General features: G+C 44.6%; 18 protein-coding genes. 9 read left to right on the top strand and 9 right to left on the bottom strand.

Going from position 1 to position 15,946, the window contains the following annotated elements:
• Positions 1 to 41 precede the first annotated feature (41 nt).
• The 5 genes from pstA to NIT04_RS16800 form a co-directional block, all read right to left on the bottom strand.
• Positions 42 to 926 carry a phosphate ABC transporter permease PstA gene (pstA, locus tag NIT04_RS16820; RefSeq protein WP_252504680.1) on the bottom strand — a complete coding sequence of 295 codons (885 nt, stop codon included), beginning with the start codon at positions 924 to 926 and terminating at the stop codon, positions 42 to 44.
• Between the two features lies 1 nt (position 927).
• Positions 928 to 1,881 (bottom strand): phosphate ABC transporter permease subunit PstC, encoded by a 954-nt coding sequence (gene pstC, locus NIT04_RS16815; RefSeq protein ID WP_252504679.1) that lies wholly within the window; start codon positions 1,879 to 1,881, stop codon positions 928 to 930.
• Between the two features lie 69 nt (positions 1,882 to 1,950).
• A complete protein-coding gene (locus NIT04_RS16810) occupies positions 1,951 to 2,922 on the bottom strand; it encodes a PstS family phosphate ABC transporter substrate-binding protein (protein WP_252504678.1) in 972 nt (323 codons plus the stop codon).
• A 166-nt stretch (positions 2,923 to 3,088) separates the two neighbouring features.
• Positions 3,089 to 3,907, bottom strand: a complete 819-nt coding sequence (gene pstB, locus NIT04_RS16805) for a phosphate ABC transporter ATP-binding protein PstB (protein WP_252504677.1) — start codon at positions 3,905 to 3,907, stop codon at positions 3,089 to 3,091.
• Positions 3,908 to 4,186: 279 nt separating this feature from the next.
• The gene (locus NIT04_RS16800; protein ID WP_252504676.1) at positions 4,187 to 4,627 is read right to left on the bottom strand and encodes a YtoQ family protein; all 441 of its coding nucleotides are present in this window, start codon (positions 4,625 to 4,627) and stop codon (positions 4,187 to 4,189) included.
• Positions 4,628 to 4,730: 103 nt separating this feature from the next.
• Between NIT04_RS16800 and NIT04_RS16795 the strand changes: the two genes are divergently transcribed.
• From NIT04_RS16795 to NIT04_RS16785, 3 genes are all read left to right on the top strand, one after another.
• Entirely contained in the window at positions 4,731 to 6,299 is a 1,569-nt protein-coding gene (locus tag NIT04_RS16795; RefSeq protein WP_252504675.1) for an amidohydrolase, read from the top strand.
• Between the two features lie 73 nt (positions 6,300 to 6,372).
• Positions 6,373 to 6,720, top strand: coding sequence for an NIPSNAP family protein (locus tag NIT04_RS16790; protein ID WP_252504674.1), 348 nt, complete (start codon positions 6,373 to 6,375; stop codon positions 6,718 to 6,720).
• Positions 6,721 to 6,755: 35 nt separating this feature from the next.
• Entirely contained in the window at positions 6,756 to 7,412 is a 657-nt protein-coding gene (locus NIT04_RS16785; RefSeq protein WP_252504673.1) for an HAD family hydrolase, read from the top strand.
• Positions 7,413 to 7,708: 296 nt separating this feature from the next.
• Here NIT04_RS16785 and lepB read toward each other — a convergent pair whose 3' ends face one another.
• From lepB to NIT04_RS16765, 4 genes are all read right to left on the bottom strand, one after another.
• Positions 7,709 to 8,869, bottom strand: a complete 1,161-nt coding sequence (gene lepB, locus NIT04_RS16780) for a signal peptidase I (protein ID WP_252504672.1) — start codon at positions 8,867 to 8,869, stop codon at positions 7,709 to 7,711.
• The gene (locus tag NIT04_RS16775; RefSeq protein ID WP_252504671.1) at positions 8,850 to 9,362 is read right to left on the bottom strand and encodes an RNA polymerase sigma factor; all 513 of its coding nucleotides are present in this window, start codon (positions 9,360 to 9,362) and stop codon (positions 8,850 to 8,852) included. Before NIT04_RS16775 ends, lepB begins: the two co-directional genes overlap by 20 nt.
• 181 nt (positions 9,363 to 9,543) lie before the next feature.
• Positions 9,544 to 11,097, bottom strand: coding sequence for a DUF4179 domain-containing protein (locus NIT04_RS16770; protein ID WP_252504670.1), 1,554 nt, complete (start codon positions 11,095 to 11,097; stop codon positions 9,544 to 9,546).
• The gene (locus NIT04_RS16765) at positions 11,078 to 11,641 is read right to left on the bottom strand and encodes an RNA polymerase sigma factor (protein WP_252504669.1); all 564 of its coding nucleotides are present in this window, start codon (positions 11,639 to 11,641) and stop codon (positions 11,078 to 11,080) included. Before NIT04_RS16765 ends, NIT04_RS16770 begins: the two co-directional genes overlap by 20 nt.
• A 273-nt stretch (positions 11,642 to 11,914) precedes the next feature.
• Between NIT04_RS16765 and NIT04_RS16760 the strand changes: the two genes are divergently transcribed.
• The 6 genes from NIT04_RS16760 (at position 11,915) to NIT04_RS16735 (ending at position 15,701) form a co-directional block, all read left to right on the top strand.
• Positions 11,915 to 12,526, top strand: a complete 612-nt coding sequence (locus NIT04_RS16760; RefSeq protein ID WP_252504668.1) for a bifunctional 2-polyprenyl-6-hydroxyphenol methylase/3-demethylubiquinol 3-O-methyltransferase UbiG — start codon at positions 11,915 to 11,917, stop codon at positions 12,524 to 12,526.
• A complete protein-coding gene (locus NIT04_RS16755; RefSeq protein ID WP_251699632.1) occupies positions 12,526 to 12,720 on the top strand; it encodes a YwbE family protein in 195 nt (64 codons plus the stop codon). The genes NIT04_RS16760 and NIT04_RS16755 overlap by 1 nt, the downstream gene beginning before the upstream one ends.
• Before the next feature lie 196 nt (positions 12,721 to 12,916).
• A complete protein-coding gene (locus NIT04_RS16750; RefSeq protein WP_252504667.1) occupies positions 12,917 to 14,065 on the top strand; it encodes a PstS family phosphate ABC transporter substrate-binding protein in 1,149 nt (382 codons plus the stop codon).
• A gap of 9 nt (positions 14,066 to 14,074) precedes the next feature.
• Positions 14,075 to 14,446 (top strand): DUF5412 family protein, encoded by a 372-nt coding sequence (locus NIT04_RS16745; protein ID WP_252504666.1) that lies wholly within the window; start codon positions 14,075 to 14,077, stop codon positions 14,444 to 14,446.
• 20 nt (positions 14,447 to 14,466) lie between these two features.
• Positions 14,467 to 14,700 carry a hypothetical protein gene (locus NIT04_RS16740; protein ID WP_252504665.1) on the top strand — a complete coding sequence of 78 codons (234 nt, stop codon included), beginning with the start codon at positions 14,467 to 14,469 and terminating at the stop codon, positions 14,698 to 14,700.
• Complete coding sequence (locus NIT04_RS16735) at positions 14,697 to 15,701, top strand: nitronate monooxygenase family protein (protein WP_252504664.1); 1,005 nt, start codon at positions 14,697 to 14,699, stop codon at positions 15,699 to 15,701. The genes NIT04_RS16740 and NIT04_RS16735 overlap by 4 nt, the downstream gene beginning before the upstream one ends.
• Positions 15,702 to 15,946: the final 245 nt, after the last annotated feature.

Below are 15,946 nucleotides of genomic sequence, written 5' to 3'. Positions count from 1 at the left end.
AAAAAATCGCACCCACAATTGGATGCGATAACAATTCCCGCTCAAAATACACGCTGGAATTTATTCCTGATGATGATTGCTGTGGAATTCAAGATGAACAGTGCCACTAGCAGAACGATGATCGTAGCGGCTGCCAGATTGGCATATTCCGCAACTAACGAAGCATCCAGTGTCCAGTAATAAATTTGCATCGGCAATACTGTGAAGCGGTCCATGATGCTTCCCGGGAATGGGATAAGCAATGCCGGAATGCCGATGACGACGAGCGGCGCCGTTTCCCCGATTGCGCGGGATAAGGAAAGAATGGCCCCCGTCAAAATTCCCGGCAATGCTGCCGGCAGAATGATCCGCTGAATCGTTTGCCATTTCGTCGCGCCCAACCCGTAAGATCCCTCGCTTAGATGGAAAGGGATGGAACGGATCGCTTCTTGGCTTGCGACGATGACAATCGGCAAGATCAGTAGAGACATTGTCAAACCTCCGGCGAGGACAATGTTGCCAAGGTCCATCGCCCGTACAAATACCGTCAAACCGAGTATCCCGTATACGATGGAAGGGACGCCCGCCAAGTTTGAGATATTCGTCTGAATGAAACTGACCAACCGGCCTTTCTTTGCATACATCTCCAAGTAAATTGCCGTGCCTACGCCGATGAACATCGTGACGGGGGCGACGACGAGCATAAGCCAGAACGTTCCTAGAATCGCTCCCATGATGCCTGCGCGCTCCGGCTGGGTCGATAATTTACCGGTCAAAAAATCGAGGTTGACTGAACCGATGCCTTCCGTAACGACACGGACAAGCAAAACGGCAAGAAAGAATAATCCAAAGAATGCAGAGAGCATGAAAATGGACTTCGAAAACCGATTCAGGAGTAAACGGCGCTTCGTCCGCCGTGTCAGTTGCTTTTCGCTTAGTTGATTCATCTTAATATTCCTCCCTGAACTTTTTGGAGACAGCTCTTGCAAGTAGGTTCATCACGAGGGTGAAAACGAAAAGCGTCATTGCCACTGCGTATAAGCTGTAATAGACTGTCGAACCGGCAGCGGCGTCTCCGCCCGTTACTTCGACGATATAAGCGGTCATCGTCTGCATCGATTGTGTAATGTCGAAAGTGAAGTTTTTTGTGCTGCCACTTGCGATCGTCACAATCATCGTTTCCCCAATGGCTCGAGAAATGCCGAGGACGAACGAAGCGATAATGCCGGAAAGAGCCGCAGGAATGACAACTTTGCGTGTTACTTCAAGCTTCGTGGCACCTAATCCAGAAGCCCCTTCACGCATCGAGTTCGGAACGGAGCTCATCGCATCTTCGGATAGGGAGGCGATCATTGGGATGATCATGACTCCCATGACTAAACCGGGGCTCAGAATATTCGTCGCTTGGAGGCTCGGAATGAATTCACGTAATAGCGGCGTCACAAAAGTGAAGGCGAAAAACCCATAGACGATTGTAGGCACGCCGGCAAGCAGCTCAAGAATCGGCTTGACGACTTTCCGCACTTTCGGTGAAGCGTATTCGCTCAAGTAGATGGCGGCCATGAGTCCGATCGGAGCAGCTACCGCCATCGCAATCAATGAAGAAGTGATAGTACCCATCAATAACGGAAGCACCCCGAATTCAGGGTTCTGGCTCAATGGCTTTAAGACGGTGCCCGTAAAGAAATCGAGGAAAGGCACCCGTTTAAAAAACTCCACCGTTTCGGATAACAGTGTCCAAATGATGCCGATTGTCGTCAGGACGGATAATGAGGCAATCAACATGAGGAAGATGGGAATCAGCCGTTCGATTCTTCTTCTAATCGAATTGCTGCGCTGGTTTTGATCGATCATGTCCCGGATATTCAATTTATCTGCCTTTGGTAGTTCATGATTTATCATTAAAATACTCCTTCCGGTAAGAGGCAAGAGGATGAAGGCTTTTAACAGCCCCCATCCTTTTAATGCTTTTTATAGTCCTTCGAGGAAGCTGACGTTTTCTTTCACTTCAGATTCCGGAATAGGTGCAAAGCCTGTTTCACCTGCGAATTTATTAATATTGTTCATGACGTAAATTGCAAAATCTTTTACTTGCGGCTTTTCTTTCGCATGATTCACATTCAAGTACGTGAAGACAGGGCGAGTGAAGTCTGCATAAGCTCCGTCTTCCGAGATCGTATCCAACGCCGGCTCAATAGGACCATTTCCGAAGTCGACTGCAACAGCATTCATTTTGTCTTTGTTATTAACGTAGTAGCCGAATCCGAAAAAGGCGATGCCGTTTTTGTCCTCGGAAACGAGGTTCACGAGTGTCGAGTATTCCTGCTGCAAGTTGACTGAGCTATCCATGTCTTGTTTATCAAGAATACTTTCATAGAAAAACTCGTATGTTCCGTGGTTTTCATTCGGCCCCATCGCATTGATCTTCTCGTCCGGCCAATCAGGATTGATGTCGGACCATTTCTCAACAGTGCTATCTGCAAGGAATATGCTGACCAATTGTTCAGGCGTCATCTCAGTAGCCCAATCATTTTCTTTATTGATGACGAAAGTAAGGCCATCCAAGGCAACTTTCAATTCTTTCACTTCAATTCCAAGTTTATCTGCTTCTGCTGCTTCTTCATCTTTAATTTGGCGGGAAGCATCATTGAAGTCTGTTCCGTTTTCAACGAGGAATTTCTTGAACCCTGCACTTGTACCGGCACGGCTCACTTCAACGGATACGTTCTCTTGTTCGTTCACCATATACTCTTCAGCAAGTCGGGCCATAAGCGGGTACACTGTTCCGGAACCGTCGATAGCGACGCTGCCTTCCAGTTCGGCTCCTTGCGCGGATGCTTTGTTTTTGTCCGATTCTCCGGAGTCACCGTCTTTGCCGCATGCTGCAAGAACAACTGCAAACGCAGCGATGATCATGAATAACAGATACTTGTTAAACTTCATTGATAAATCCTCCCCTGGTTTAAATTCTAATGTAGATGAAGGAATCTCCCTCACAACTAAATCATAACGGCACATTGTTAAGTGAGTGTTGGTATCGTGTAAAGGTATTGTAAATAAGTGTTAAAATATAAATAAAAACCCACTTATAATAAGTGGGTTCCAAAGATTAACCGAAACGGCCGTTAATATAGTCGTCTGTTAATGTATCCGAAGGGTTGTTGAAGATTGTTGTCGTCCGATCTTCCTCGATCACTTCGCCATTTAGGAAGAATGCGGTGCGATCGGAAATCCGGGCGGCTTGCTGCATATTGTGTGTGACGATGGCGATCGTTACATCGTTTTTAATGGAGCGGATCAATTCTTCAATCTTGTGAGTCGATACCGGATCCAAGGCGGAAGTCGGTTCGTCCATCAAAATTACTTCGGGATCAATGGCGAGACACCTTGCGATGCATAACCGTTGCTGCTGTCCGCCGGAAAGGCTATACGCACTTTTATGGAGACGGTCTTTCACTTCATCCCATAACGCCGCTTTTTTTAAGCTATCTTCCACGATCATATCCAGCATCGCCTTATTGCGGATGCCGTGCACTTTAGGGCCGAATGCGACGTTTTCGTAAATTGATTTCGGGAAGGGATTCGGCTTTTGGAACACCATGCCGACTTTAGAACGAAGAATTTCGACAGGCATCGCCTTGCCCAAAATATTATTCCCTTTGAACGTGACATTGCCTGAGATGGAGACATCAGTCGCTGTTTCCACCATCCGATTCAATGTTTTCAGGAACGTCGATTTCCCGCATCCTGATGGACCGATGATGGCGGTCACTTCGCGTTCATTAATCGATAAATCAATGTTCTTTAATGCATGCGACGTGCCGTACCATAAATTCAAGCCGTTCGTTTCATAAATCGGCTTATGCCAGCTTTCGTTTCGCACAACTGATAATGGTTTTTCCTTTATACGATCAAGAAGTAATGTCATTTGTAATCCTCCTAGTTAGTTTGAGGCTTACGTTTAGTGTACGAGAGGATTATTGAGGGAGTATGAAGGTGTTGTAAAGGTTGTGTAAAGGAGAAGTGATGTGTAAAAGGGCTGAATGATGACGAATCGGTGGTAAATTGTCGAGAATCGGTGGTAAAGTGCCGTGAGTCGGTGGTAAAACGCCGTGAGTCGGTGGTAAACTCGCCCAAGTTGGTGGTAACCGAATTACAATGGCATGGAAATGAAAGAAGGCCATCCTCAGTCGGATAGCCTTTTCATTCATTCGAAAATATAATGCAATGCCTTTACAGCTTGGTCGACAGTTTCGACCGTAGCATGCGCTTTGCGGGAAAGCTCCTTCAACGGATGATGATGCTGTTCGGAACGGATAAGGATGAGCGGCTTGCCGTATGCGACTGCGGCACTCGCGTCCATTGCCGTGTTCCATTGTTTGTATTGCTCGCCGAAAAGAGCGATGACAAGATCGGCTTTCTTCATGAGAAGTTCAGTCCGCAAGTTGTTGAAACTGGAAGCGGCGGCATCCTTGAAGATTGCATCCGGCTGCTTGCCTAAAATCTCCTCCCCGATATTATCCGAGCGGTCATGGTCTTCCATCGGCCCGACGAAGTCAATCGGCAAATTCAAAGCCGCGACTTTCTGTTTCACCTCTTCACGCCAAGATGTATGGATTTCCCCTGCTAAATAAACAGTCAATCTCATAAAAAATCCCTCCCTGTAATGATAGTTCTATTATAGCATTTCGAATTAGATTGCCCAACGTTGCACGAAAGTTTAGAATTAAGGAAGAAAAGGGGGAATCAAGATGAAAACGATTTGGCATAACGGCAAGCTGTATACAATGGAAATGAAAGGGGAAACCATCGAGGCGCTGCTGACGGAAAACGGTAAAATCATCGCGGTGGGCACATATGAGGAATTAAAAAGTGAAGCTGAAAATGAAATTGACTTAAATGGGGCTGTGCTCTACCCAGGATTCATCGATAATCATATGCATATGATCGGACACGGTCAGAAGTTGCTCAGTTTGGATTTATCCAAGGCGAAGTCTGCTGATGAAATGATGCAGATGCTTGAAACCGCCTATCCCGATTTGAAAGAGGACGAGTGGTACATCGGCGAAGGATGGAATGAAAACAATTTTGCAGATAAAAAGATTTTCACGCGCCACGATCTCGATCATGTGACGGATTCTCCGATGTATCTGAAACGGACATGCAGGCATGCGGCAATCGTCAATTCGAAAGCATTGGAGCTCGCAGGTATTACAAAAGATACTCCTGATCCGGATGATGGCGTCATTGAGAGGGATGAAAACGGCGAGCCGACAGGGGTATTAAAAGAAGGCCCGATGGATCGCGTGCTGCAACTCATTCCGGAACCGACGGAGGAGATGCTGAAGAAGGCGCTGGAGAAATCAGTCGACGACTTATTGTCGCTCGGACTGACCGGAGCCGTGACGGATGATCTCGGATATTACGGCGATTATCGCAATCCGTTGCAAGCATTCCGGAATGTCATCGGCGAAAAGAAGAAGTTCCGTGCACATCTGCTCCGTCGCTCGACGGTGTTCACACAACTGATGGAAGACGAAGCGACGTATGACGAACCTTGGATTGATCCGGGAGAGATGAAGTTTTTCATTGACGGGTCGCTTGGCGGTAGCACCGCTTTGTTGAGTGAGCCATATGCGAATGATCCGTCCACTTACGGCACAGCTGTGTTGACAGATCAGGAGATCGATGAACTTGTGGCGACTGCGCGGAAACATGGGCAAGCAGTGGCGATGCATATGATCGGAGACGGAGCGGTTGAAAAAGGATTGGACGCAATCGAGCGTTATCCAGTGCCGGAAGGGAAGCGAGATCGACTCATTCACGTGAATGTGTTGCGTGACGATTTGGTGGAGAGGATGAAGAAACTGCCTATCGTCTTAGATATCCAGCCGGCTTTCGTGCCGTCCGACTTTCCGTGGGTGATGGAGAAGCTAGGGGAGGACCGCCTTGACTGGGCATATGCATGGAAGCGGCTAATTGACGAAGGGTTCATTTGCGGTGCGGGATCGGATGCGCCGATTGAAGAGGTCGATCCGCTGCTCGGCATTTATGCGGCGGTGACGAGGAGAAAGCCGGGAGAGACGCATGAAGGGTACTTGCCGCAAGAGAAGTTGAGCATGTTCGAGGCGGTCGGTTTATTCACATCGGGCAGCGCTGCGACGATTGGAAAGGCTGATTCACGCGGAAAGCTCGGCGTCGGCTTCGATGCTGATTTCACGGTGCTTGATAGGGATTTGTTTGAAGCTGAAGGGGAAGAGATTCTCGACACGACAGTCGTTATGACGGTCGTGGCGGGCGACGTGATGTATCGAAACTGATAAAAATATTACTGAAGGAAGATAACATGATGTTGATCGTCTGTTATCTTCTTTTCAGTATTGGGGGGATACTATGTTTTATCGGAGAAAGTTTTATACTGTGAAAAAAGAGTTTGTTGAGAACTTTAATGAACACTTCAATAAAACCAATTTGCCTAATCAGCTTAAATACGGTTCTCGGTTAATTGGTCGTTGGATGAAGGAGAATGATGACGGAACTGTCGAGATCTTTGCTATTTGGGAATATGACAGTTATGAGGATTATGTAAACATCGAATCCAAGATAAGAAATGATCAAGCTCACGTAGAACGTGTGAAAGACTGGTACGCAAAGAACGGTGGACGCGATTATGTATGGAAGGAATACATTTTAGAGGTTAAAAATGAAGCAATAACATCGACTGTAGAAGAGAGGGCATAGTGATCTCTAACTAAACATTGTATAGGAGAGTGGATATGATACAGTCTTTTATTTTCGATATGGACGGCACACTTTTTCAAACAGATAGAATCCTGGAATTAGCGCTCGATGATACGTTTGAACACTTACGGTCAATGGGTAAATGGAACAGCACCACACCTATAGGGAAATATCGTGAAATCATGGGGGTGCCTTTGCCGATAGTGTGGGAAACATTAATGCCCGATCATTCAAAGGAAGAAAGGGAACTCACGGATGCGTATTTTCTTAAAAGGTTACTTGAAAATATAAGAAATGGGAACGGCGCTTTATACCCTGATGTAAAGGAAGTCTTCACTTATTTAACAGAGAATAATTGCTCAATCTACATAGCAAGCAATGGGTTAATTGATTACCTCGAAGCTATCGTGAGCTATTATCATTTGGATCGTTGGGTTACAGAAACTTTTAGTATCGAGCAAATTGACTCCATGAATAAATCGCACTTAGTTCGGAGTATTGTACAAAAGTATGGTATTACCAACGGAGCGGTAGTAGGTGATCGACTTTCAGATATACACGCAGCGAGAGATAATGGTTTACTTGCTATTGGCTGCAACTTCGATTTTGCAATAGAAGACGAACTTGCTCAGGCGGATGTCGTAATTGACGACTTAATTGAGTTAAAGAAAATCATACGTAAGGAAAGTTAGAAGTGTGAACGAAATGGTAGATCTAAGCCTGAAACCGCAGATAGAAGGATTGGGTAGAAAAAGTGGTTAATCAAAACAGAGCAGATAGGCCACTTCAGCTATCCTGCTCTGTATTTTTTATTTATCCAATGAATACAGCTTAATTTAACCTTGAGTAGATGTCTGGAGTAACATAATTCTATCCTCAAACGTTTTTGATAAATTGTCGTTTGGTATTACGGTTGATTCCAACAGGAGCTTGACGGATTAGAGTTTCCTGAACATCCCCCAATGTTTATTCCTTTACTTATATCATATCAATCCGCAATGCCGGTAATGATTCCTTCTATCTCACCAACCGGCAAAGGACCGTACTCACGGCTATCGTATCCTCGCCACCATTGATCAACGAGGATGAACACCGTATTTTCCTCAACAGTTACGGCTGCCATGTTCATATTGAAGTAATCCCTTATCCCTTGTTCATCCCTATATACACTGCTCGGTACCGTATTAAAATACTCTTCTTCGCCTGCGCCACGCCTTGTTGCTTTGCCATAAAACGTATCAAGCATCTTTCCGTCAATATACACTTGGCCGCCATTAATTTCGACTGTTTCACCGGGTAATCCGACGACTCTTCCGATATACATTTCAGGAACTGCGGCATTCTTGGCGATGACAGAAGGCGGCATATGATAGTAAACAGCCTGCCCCCGTTTAAGCTCGTCGAAATCAGTTGAAACGACAAGCTGCCCGTGCTCATGTGATTCGAAATCATGATTTCCTCTATCCATCGAATCGGAACCCCATTCAATCAGAAATGTATGTTCATTTTGTGGGGCGGTTTCCAAACGTTCCGGTGTTATATCATCTGTGATCACTTCCGAAAAATCCAAATATAAACTAGTTGAATATTCAATCCCGTCTTCACCTATATATTTTCTTGGTGCAACTTTGTTTAGGGTATAAGTGAATTCTGTCTCTCCTTTTACTTCAATTGTATAAGCATCTTCGTTCTTCGTTACACTGTATTCTTTATATTTTCCAGGAATTAGTTTCGTATCAGTGATTGTAATATGCTTTTTGAATTTTTCTGCGTTAAAATTCTCACCAGATGTAGAATACGGAGTTATATCTTCTATAATCAGCGTTCCATTGTGGAAATAAATAGTGAATTGAGTATTGCTATTTGTGCTTGTTTGCTGTACGTAAAATCCATCCCAGTCAGATGTAACGTCATTGTTACTTTGCAAAACGTTATCGTTAGTTAGATAGAAGGCGCCAGAGATGATAGATAGTAAAAGGATAAATGTAACAACAGTCGGTATCCACTTTTGAATCCTAACCTTTTTTCTATAGTGGTTCTCTTGAAAAATAATACTATGAGCTCTATCTTTTTGTGCGCGTGATGGTTTAAACTTCTGACTAAGATTCTCCAATTCCTCCGTTATGCGATCATCGGATAAGTGTTTCACTTGTAACCCCTCCTTTTTCTAATTCCTGTTTGAAAGCAGCAAGCGCCCTCGACAAACTCATCTTCACTTTTCCTTCTGACCAATTAAGAATGACTGACGTTTCTTTTGTCGAGAATCCTTGAATCTTTCGTAAGATGATTACGTTTTGGTAGCTTGGCTTCAGTTGGCGGAGCGCTTCGTAAAACTGTCTTTGCTGTAAATTTAGGAGCACAATGTCTTCCGAGGATTGTTCGTGCTTGGAACTATGTGTATGGAGATCAAGAAAATACGTAATTGGATTTTTCTTTCTGAAATAACTCATTGTCGTCGTGTAGGCGATACGGAAAATCCATGTCTTGACGAGGGAGTCCCCCTTGAATTGCTGTTCATTCCGAATCACTTTCATAAATGTCTCCTGGGACAAGTCCTCTGCTGTATGGGAATCCTTCACGAGCATAAGGATGTAACTGTAGACAGCATCATAATATTCATCGAACCACACTTCACTGGACATATCGTCACCTCGCTTGTTACTTACTTAGACGCAATCTTTTATAATCGGTAACGGTTATATAAAAAAGATTTCAATTAATCTATGTAACACTACAAATTAAATACTATACGAATTGTTCAAACTACAAAAGGCCGCATCCATACTACATGAATAAGTGTGAATGCGACCTATAAAATATTATTTAATTTTCGCCAAGCAACGGAACTTGCCATTCCTCTTCAACAGGGTAATAGAATGACATCGAAACAAGGTATAGCGTCAATTCATCGGGCACTTCTTTCAAACCTTCTAATTCCAGAGATAATCTTGCCTTGATGCCGTATTTGCTCTTTTCACCCTCAGTGAGGGAGCCATTAAGATTGGCAGTGTAGCTATTTCCTTTGTCGTCTACGGCTATCCAGCTACCTAAGTCTGTGTTGAGTGAGTTTATCCTACCATCCAAATTGATGATGACAGATCTCTCTTCTCCGAACTGTGGCTTTATCACCCTTTTGACTGTTAATTGATTTCCTTTATAGTCTAACGACACAGGATGTTTATTAAGATCTTTCGGTTTGATTGTCAAGGCAATGTCTGTAGCTTCTTTTTTATAGACTCCATCCAATACAAAGGTCAGTTGATCTTCATTCTTAGGGATGTATAAATGGGTCCAAGTGGTGTGGCCGAATTTATCCATCTCTTCGACCGTCCCACGCAACATGTCCCTCGTTGAATAAATCACTTCGTCCTCTGCATTTTTAATATGGTAGGAAATCCCTGAAGTGTTCCCACGGAAAAGCGAATCCATTTTATCTTTGCCGAACTTATCCTCAAACTCGCGCATTGCCCTTTCATACTTTGTTTTTTCCTCTTCTGTGAGTGATGTCTCGAAAAATAATCCAAAAGAAGAGGGGGCGATTTGCAGTTTCTTCAAATTGATTTCCACACCGTGATGGACGGCGGATGCATCCTTTATATCCACCAATTTTGTAAGCTTTCGATTTTCAGTCAGATCGACAGGGACCTGTAACTGCCAATTGCCCTTTACTCCATTCAGTTCGACAAGACTGAATTGAATCATAAGTTTTTCTATCTTATTGCCTTGATCGTGAAGATTGAACTCTACGTAACCATAATCACTATCTTTATACCAACTTGTACCTAACCAATTTACTTTGTTGCCGTTTTGATCGATGGCTGTAATTTCATTGCCAGGATTTATCAAACGAGTATCTTGCGGAATTCCATTCTCATTTAGTACTTTGTAGGAGAGTGAAACCCTTGAAGTATCGGCAATGACTTCTTCTACAACAAACTTCAGTCCCTGATCTTCAACTTGCAAATCAACCTTTTGCGTAAGCCCAGCCTCAGCAGCTAGATTAAGCCCTTTATCGACTTTGTCAGAAGAGAACAGTCCACCGATAAATTGAGCAAAGGAAGGGTTGACGGTTGCACCGATGCTTACCGCTAAAATAACACCCGCTGCAGTAAGTGCTACTCGTTTCCAAACGGTTTTGCGTTGTTTTTTCAATTTCCCATATGGTTCTAACTGATCCAATACAAGATCAGTGAAATTTTCAGGCAAGGTCGGTGTTTGCAAGGTTTCTTCAATGAAGCGCTGTTCCTTTTGAAATGCATTCACAACTTTTCCACAGGAAGTGCATGACTGTACATGCGCTTCAATTTCAGCCGTTTCCTGTTTAGGTAGCAACTGATCTACAAATTGCGATAGCTTATCAGCTGTTGGACAGTTCATGAAAATAGCCTCCTTCACGTTTCACCGTTTCTCTCATTTTAATCTTCGCCCGATGCAGTTTGTTGCGGACTGTCGATAATGGGACATCCATCACTTCACCAATTTCCTCGTAGCTGATTTCATTGACATAACGGAGAAGGATGATGAGCCGTTCGTCTTCGGGCAACGTGGCGATCAGCCGTTCAAGTTGCCGGCTCTTTTCTTTCTTTAAAAAGACCACTTCCGGATGTTCACGATTAACCACTTTCGTCTCGTCTATTTCTACGTGAATTGTCTTATTTCTTTTTTTGCGGAACTCATCCATGCAATGATTGATGGCTACTCGGTACAGCCAGCCGGAAAATGAACCGCTAGCGTCATATTTATCGAGGTTGCGATACACTTTAATGAATGCATCCTGGACAAGATCCTGGGCATCCTGCGGATTTTTTGTCATCCGCAAAATGGTTGCGTACAGTTGGTTTTTATAATTATTAATAATGTGGGCATAGGCTTGTTTGTCGCCTGCCAACACTTGCTGGATCCATAGCTGTTCGTGTTCCATAGTGACCTCCTAACTGAAACGGACATGCGCATGTCGATTAGTGTTTCATTCAGTATAACGGGTTTACTTACAGGAAAATTTCATTTTCAGGAACTTTTGTATGATTTTGTTTTGTAAATGAAGTAAAACGGGGCGAGTTGGTGGTAAAGTCCGTCAAGTCGGTGGTAAATTCCCGAGAGTCGGTGATAACGATCAGCACCGTATGTGGATGGCTACACAAAGGACACGATATGATAAACTTAGGGAAATTGCCATGAAAGGGACGGATAGCTGATGACGAATTTTTGGCATGAACGATTTTCTACAGAAGAGTATATATACGGAAAAGAACCGAATCAGTTTGTCGTGGAAGCTGCCCGCATGCTGCCGCCGAAAGGAAAGGTGCTTTGCATCGCGGAAGGGGAGGGACGGAATTCCGTCTACTTGGCTTCCCTTGGATATGACGTTACTGCTTGGGATTATGCGCAGGCGGGGCTCGACAAGACAGAGCAATTGGCAAATGAAAAAGGGGTTGCGGTGAAGACGGAGCTTCGCGATTTAGCGGAAGTCGAATGGGAAGAAGAGCAGTGGGATGCAATCGTCCACATTTTCGGCCATTTCCCCGAAGATGTCATGAATCGGACGATGGCGGGCGTGCAGAAAGCGCTGAAAGTCGGCGGCTTCTATGTTAGCGAATTATATACGAAAGAGCAGCTCCGATATGGTACAGGCGGTCCGCGCGATGCAGCGATGCTCATGGATCCAGCAGACATTTTGCAAAAGTTCGATGGATATTTCATTAAACACTTCCACGTCGGGGAAGTGAACCGCGAAGAAGGACAGCTACATACGGGAACGGCCCATGTTGTGCAAAGCATTTTTCAAAAGAGAGAGGAAGCGAACTAATGGACGGTCGTAATCGAAGTGACGTGAAGCCAGGAATGAAAGTAGCAGTCATCCTGAAAAAGGATCAGCGCACAGGCGTGAAGACGGAAGGTGTCGTTAAGGATTTATTGACAAACTCCAGCTTCCATCCGCATGGCATAAAAGTGCGGTTGGAGGATGGACAAGTCGGACGGGTGAGCGATATTTTGGAATAAAAGCTAGGGGGTTTTTGGTATCGCGTCCAAAGTAGGGTTTTCCGCGTCCAAAGCGGCTCCCCGCGCCCAAAGGAGCTTGGAGTCAAATTAGGAACTGCATAATAACAGGTGCCGACAGATTCTTTCTGTTCGGCACCTTTTTTAATTTCTAAATAATGTATACTGAACGAAAGAGAGATTACGAGGAGGGAGTAGATTGCAAACATTTTGGGGTGTTCTGTCTGTTTTATTTATCATGGCGCTGCTTTTCCCGCTTGCTGCAATCGGGACATTTACTGCATATTTCACAGGAATGAAATACCTTATTCCAATCGTTGTAGCTGCATATCTTGCAATCGGAGCCTATGCCTTCATGTCACGCTTCGAATTGTATCGATACAAGAAGATTTTCATTATCGGAACATCAGCCGCAGTCGCACTTTCACTAATCTATGCCGCTCCCGGAATCTACGATAAGACGAGACCAGTACTTAGTGACGGCCAAGTTGATCTATTCGAATACCAGCCATTCACGGAGAAGACGGAGTCAGTGTCGCTAGACGAGCCGGCTTTCTTGCAAATAGAGGATAATTTACCGGTGATCGACGGAGCAACTGCACTTTACCCAATTTACGCGGCGTTCGCACAAGCTGTTTATCCGGAAAAAGAGTACGATCCCTATAACAGCGAAGTAATGTCGAGCCGGACGGGAGCAGCTTATGCAAACCTCATCAATGGACGGGCGGATATCATTTTCGCTTTGGAGCCATCGAAGGCACAAATAGAGAGTGCGAAGAACGTTGGCAAGGAATTGAAGTTGACGCCGATCGGTAAAGAAGCGTTCGTTTTTTTCGTTAACGCCAAGAACCCAGTTGCAAGCTTGACGGAGGATGAAATCAAAGGGATTTATTCCGGTGACATTACGAATTGGAAAGATGTCGGCGGGAAGAACGATCCAATCCGCGCTTTCCAACGTCCCGAAGATAGCGGTAGCCAAACGGCATTGCAAAGTTTCATGGGAGATGAGCCGATCATGGATCCCCCGACAGAGGACATCGCATCACTTATGGGTACGATCATTGGGCAAGTGTCCGACTATAAAAACCATAAAAATGCAATTGGCTATACATTCAAGTACTATTCGACCCAAATGGTGAAAAACAATAAAATCCGTCTGCTAGCCGTGAACGGTGTTGAACCGACTGTAGACACGATTAGGTCGGGCGAATATCCGATTACGAATGAATTTTATGCCATAACAGCGGGCAGTGACAACCCGCACGTCGAAGCGTTCATTGAGTGGATTCTGTCGGATGAAGGGCAGGAAATTATTAAGAAGACGGGGTACGTACCAATTCGGAAATGAGTGGATAGAATGAGACGGGCTTGGAAAGTGACGGGACTACTACTCGGCATCATTATAGGGGTTTTAGGAGCGCTGCTCCTTTTAATTAATTACTTTTTCTTCAGCATGCAACAGTTGCCGAAAGGAGAATTTCTAACGGAAGAAATTTCTCCGGACGGTGACTATACGGTAAAAGGGTATGTTTCCCGCAGTGGAGCAACAGTGGCAGACGCAATTCGCGGTGAGGTTGTCTATCATAAAAAGAGAGATAAAAAGAAGAATATTTATTGGGGATACCGTGAAAGTGAAGCGGTCATTCGATGGATTGACGAGCATACTGTGTCAATCAACGGTGTCGAGTTGGACGTCCGTAAAGATGTGTATGACTTTCGGAATGATTAGCGTACAGGGGGTGCTTGGACTTGATTGTTGTCCTTTGGCAAATATCATTGATCATATCATTTCTATCGTTCTTTTTCGGCCTATTCACTAAGTCTAAAACGTCATTGCTCATTAGCTTTTTCACTTCTTTACCGATCGCCTTGTATTTGTTAGGCGCAAATAATGCATTCAAACTGATTGCATTGTTCTCGGTTTTTCCCTTGATTATCATCTATTTATTCTATCGACATGAAAGAAGGGGAGAAGACTCATGACTTTTATTAATGTTTTAGGAATCCAGCACCCAATCATCCAAGCCCCAATGGCGGGCGTCACGACGCCGGAATTTGTGGCGGCATCATCAAACGCGGGAGTTTTAGGTTCAATAGGAGCAGGTTATTTATCCGCAGCAGCTACCCGCGATTTCATTCACGAAGTCAAAAAGCTGACAGACAAGCCATTTGCGGTTAATTTATTCGTACCGGAAAATGCGGAATTGGACCAGGGACAGCTGAGAAAAGCTTATATGGCATTGCAACCGGTTAGAGAGAGACTTGGTATGCCATTTTGGAAGGCGCCATTATCGGAATCGGATTTTGACAAGCAAGTGGATGTCATTATAGAAGAGGGTGTACCGATTTGCTCATTCACATTTGGCATTCCGAATCAGGAGACGATTCAAAAACTCAAGGATGCGGGCATATTGCTGATCGGAACGGCAACGACGAAAGAAGAAGCGATCGCGGTGGAAGTGGACGGGGTCGATGCGGTTGTCGCGCAAGGCAGTGAGGCGGGGGGGCACCGTGGTTCATTCATCGGGGAACAGCTTGTGTCACTTGGAGAACTATTGCCTTCAATTGTAGAGGCTATCAATATTCCGGTCATTGCGGCTGGTGGAATCGCTAATAAAGAGCATCTAGATCAGCAACTTCTCCGCGGAGCGCAAGCCGTTCAAATCGGCACAGCGTTGCTAGCGGCGGAAGAAAGCGGGGCACATCCGCTCTATAAACAAGCAGTCATAGAAGCTGCCGAAAATAGCACCGTTCTGACGAAAGTGTTTTCGGGCAAGTCGGCAAGAGGTATCCGAAATTCATTCATGGACATGATGGCAGATGCACCGATTGCCCCTTACCCATACCAAAACGACTTGACGAAGAAAATCCGGAGCGAAGCGGCAAGACTCGGCAAACCTGAATTCATGTCGCTATGGGCGGGAGAGAGCGTCCACGAAACAAAGGGCGGAACTGTTAAAGAAATCATCGGGAAGTTTATTTGAAGAGGAAATTGAAAAAAGCATGCCACTGAATCCGCATGCTTTTTTGTATTCAAAAATTCTATTACTGTTATCTGTAATATTTAAAAGAAACTGAAAACTATATATTAATTTACCTTGAAATGAAGTATAATAATCTATAAACCTTTCAGACTAGTTGGGGTATTGCCCACGTTAATCAAATTGAAATCATCTTGGGGTTAATCTTTTTTTGTGGGCATCTCACCGGGCTGAAAGAAATTACTCCT

Source organism: Sporosarcina sp. Marseille-Q4943, assembly GCF_943736995.1.
Classification (GTDB): Bacteria; Bacillota; Bacilli; order Bacillales_A; family Planococcaceae; genus Sporosarcina.
The sequence above is the reverse complement of the archived record's forward strand: the minus strand, read 5'-3'. Positions and strand labels throughout refer to the sequence as shown.

Coding starts and splice junctions, on each gene's coding strand:
- pstA (WP_252504680.1), bottom strand. CDS start 926: ATGAATCAACTAAGCGAAAAGCAACTGACACGGCGGACGAAGCGCCGT.
- pstC (WP_252504679.1), bottom strand. CDS start 1,881: ATGATAAATCATGAACTACCAAAGGCAGATAAATTGAATATCCGGGAC.
- NIT04_RS16810 (WP_252504678.1), bottom strand. CDS start 2,922: ATGAAGTTTAACAAGTATCTGTTATTCATGATCATCGCTGCGTTTGCA.
- pstB (WP_252504677.1), bottom strand. CDS start 3,907: ATGACATTACTTCTTGATCGTATAAAGGAAAAACCATTATCAGTTGTG.
- NIT04_RS16800 (WP_252504676.1), bottom strand. CDS start 4,627: ATGAGATTGACTGTTTATTTAGCAGGGGAAATCCATACATCTTGGCGT.
- NIT04_RS16795 (WP_252504675.1), top strand. CDS start 4,731: ATGAAAACGATTTGGCATAACGGCAAGCTGTATACAATGGAAATGAAA.
- NIT04_RS16790 (WP_252504674.1), top strand. CDS start 6,373: ATGTTTTATCGGAGAAAGTTTTATACTGTGAAAAAAGAGTTTGTTGAG.
- NIT04_RS16785 (WP_252504673.1), top strand. CDS start 6,756: ATGATACAGTCTTTTATTTTCGATATGGACGGCACACTTTTTCAAACA.
- NIT04_RS16775 (WP_252504671.1), bottom strand. CDS start 9,362: ATGTCCAGTGAAGTGTGGTTCGATGAATATTATGATGCTGTCTACAGT.
- NIT04_RS16770 (WP_252504670.1), bottom strand. CDS start 11,097: ATGAACTGTCCAACAGCTGATAAGCTATCGCAATTTGTAGATCAGTTG.
- NIT04_RS16765 (WP_252504669.1), bottom strand. CDS start 11,641: ATGGAACACGAACAGCTATGGATCCAGCAAGTGTTGGCAGGCGACAAA.
- NIT04_RS16760 (WP_252504668.1), top strand. CDS start 11,915: ATGACGAATTTTTGGCATGAACGATTTTCTACAGAAGAGTATATATAC.
- NIT04_RS16755 (WP_251699632.1), top strand. CDS start 12,526: ATGGACGGTCGTAATCGAAGTGACGTGAAGCCAGGAATGAAAGTAGCA.
- NIT04_RS16745 (WP_252504666.1), top strand. CDS start 14,075: ATGAGACGGGCTTGGAAAGTGACGGGACTACTACTCGGCATCATTATA.
- NIT04_RS16735 (WP_252504664.1), top strand. CDS start 14,697: ATGACTTTTATTAATGTTTTAGGAATCCAGCACCCAATCATCCAAGCC.